The 2,197-nt window shown below is 66.1% G+C and carries 2 protein-coding genes; both read left to right on the top strand.

Annotation, left to right across the window (positions count from 1 at the left end; all coding sequences use genetic code 11):
* A partial coding sequence (locus tag NWQ23_RS14365) for a chromosome partitioning protein ParB (protein WP_306167078.1) occupies positions 1–1,605 on the top strand: 1,605 nt, incomplete at its 5' end.
* A 78-nt stretch (positions 1,606–1,683) separates the two neighbouring features.
* A partial coding sequence (locus NWQ23_RS14360; RefSeq protein ID WP_306167079.1) for a regulator occupies positions 1,684–2,197 on the top strand: 514 nt, incomplete at its 3' end.

Raw genomic sequence — 2,197 nt, 5'->3', positions numbered from 1 at the left:
CGGATGATGGAGGTCGACGGCCAGACGCCCGAGACGATCGCAAAGACCTTCGGCACCACGGTGGCCGCCGTGAAAGGCCGGTTGCGCTATGGCCTGATCCACCCCGACATCCGCGCCGCGGCCCGGGGCAAGGTGATCACGCTCGACACGATGAAGGCCTTCGCCGAGCACCCGAGCCAGGAGGCGCAGCGCGAGGTCTTCGAGGCGCTCACGAAGGACGGCGGCTATCTGCAGGCCTACACGGTCCGTCAGGCGCTCAAATCCCGCGGTGTGCAGGTCAGCGATGATATCGGGGCTTTCGTGCGCGCGGACTACGAGGCCCGCGGCGGCGCCGTCGCGGCTGACCTTCTGGAAGAGCATTCCGTGCTGGAGGATGCAGCGCTGGTCGAAACCATCCTGCTCGAGAAGCTCGGTGCCGCCGCCGAAGAGGCCCGCATAAAGCTGGGCTTTGCCTGGGCCGATGCGATGGTGCGCTATGATTACGCGACCATGGCCGACTACGGCCGCGTCTATCCCGGCCCGATCGAGCCCGATGAGGCTGCGCAAAAGCGCATCGATGAGATCACCGCCGAGCTTGAGAAATTGCAGCTCGAGATGGAGGATGAGGGGCTCGAGGACGGTGCCTACAATGCCCTTTACGACCGCGTCGACGCTCTGGAAGAGGAAGCGCGCGATCTGCAGGAGGCCTACAGCGCCGAGGACCTCGCACGGTCTGGGGTGATCGCCTCGTGGCAGGGTGGGCAGATCACGCTCCATGTTGGTCTCGTCCGCCCGGAAGACACCGTCAAAGAGGAGGGCGCGCGCGGCTCCTCGGCCAACCCGACCGGGGAGGAGGCCCCGGACGCCGGCGAAATCACCTATCCAGCCTCACTGGCTGAGGACCTCAAGACCGAGCGGGCCATGGCCCTTGGCGCCGCGATGGCGCTGCATCCGGAGGCCACGCTCGATCTGACGCTCTTCAAGCTGGTCAGTGACGTTCTGGCCAGCGGCATGAGTGTCACGCAGGCGATCAAGATCGATGCCCGCAAGGAATACCGCAGCCATGCCAAGATGGACGAGATCGACGAGACCTCGCTCGAGCAGGTGGCGGCGGCGCATGATGCGCTTGACCTTTCGTGGCTCGATGACACCCGCGCGCCCGCCGATCAGTTCGCGGCGTTTCGCGCGCTGGAGGCCGGCGAGAAGGCCAAGCTCGTCGCCTTTGCAACCGCCAGCACCACGCAGTCCTGCTTCGCGCGGGACCGCCAGCGCGACAGCCTGATGCATGCGTTCGAGATCGAGATCATGCCCGACATCCGCGCCCACTGGACGCCGAATGCGGCGCTCTTCAACCGCTTCAAGAAGGCCTGGCTCCTGAAGATCCTCGGCGAGGATCTGGGTCTCGCCCAGGAGGCGGTGACGCTGGCCTCGTCGAGCAAGAAGGAGATCGTCGCCTTCTGCGACAAGCTCTTCGCCGAGCCCTTCGCCACGCTCACGGACGCGCAGCGCGCTGCCGTGGCCGCCTGGTGCCCGCCGATGATGCAGACCGCCGGTATCGCCTTTGATGAGGCGGAGCCCACTGCGGAAACCCCGGAGCCTGACAGCGAGGTCGCGCAAGCGGCCTGAGCCATCACGCGACCCGCGCGTGGACCACGCCGCCCGCGCGGGTCGACCCTTTCCCACCTCGAACAGAAAGACATCCCTCTGGCTATTCTCAAGTTCTCTGCCTCTGCGGTCGCGGCGCAAATCGCCCATGCGCGCGCCTGCAAAACCTTCCTGCCCAACTGGAACGGGCCCGTGGACAGGCCCGCCCTGATCCTCATCGTCGGCAATGGTGTGCATCTGCGCTCAAACGGCATCGATGGCACGACCACCCGTATCGTCACCACCGAACAGGCCGATCCCTCCTTCGCCTTCGCCGACGGCATGAACCCGTTTCGGGATACCGACTGGATGGCGCAGCGCCGCATGGCGTTTCGCGATCTGACCGGCCAGTTCTACACCGACATCCTGGATGACGTGCAGGTGCTCATCGACCGGGGGCGGGGGGCGATCCGGCTCGCCACCGATGGCCACAGCATCCGCGTCTTCGTGCGCCGGGCCTCGGATTATCTCATCGGCGGAACCTACGAGGTGCCCTCGGGCCTCGGCGGCACCTTCCGGGTCATCCTCAAGGATGCCTGCGACACCTTCGCGATCGTGCAGAACTGCGGCAATT

The sequence above is a fragment of the Yoonia sp. genome, assembly GCF_030731595.1.
Lineage (GTDB): Bacteria > Pseudomonadota > Alphaproteobacteria > Rhodobacterales > Rhodobacteraceae > Yoonia.
The sequence above is the reverse complement of the archived record's forward strand: the minus strand, read 5'-3'. Positions and strand labels throughout refer to the sequence as shown.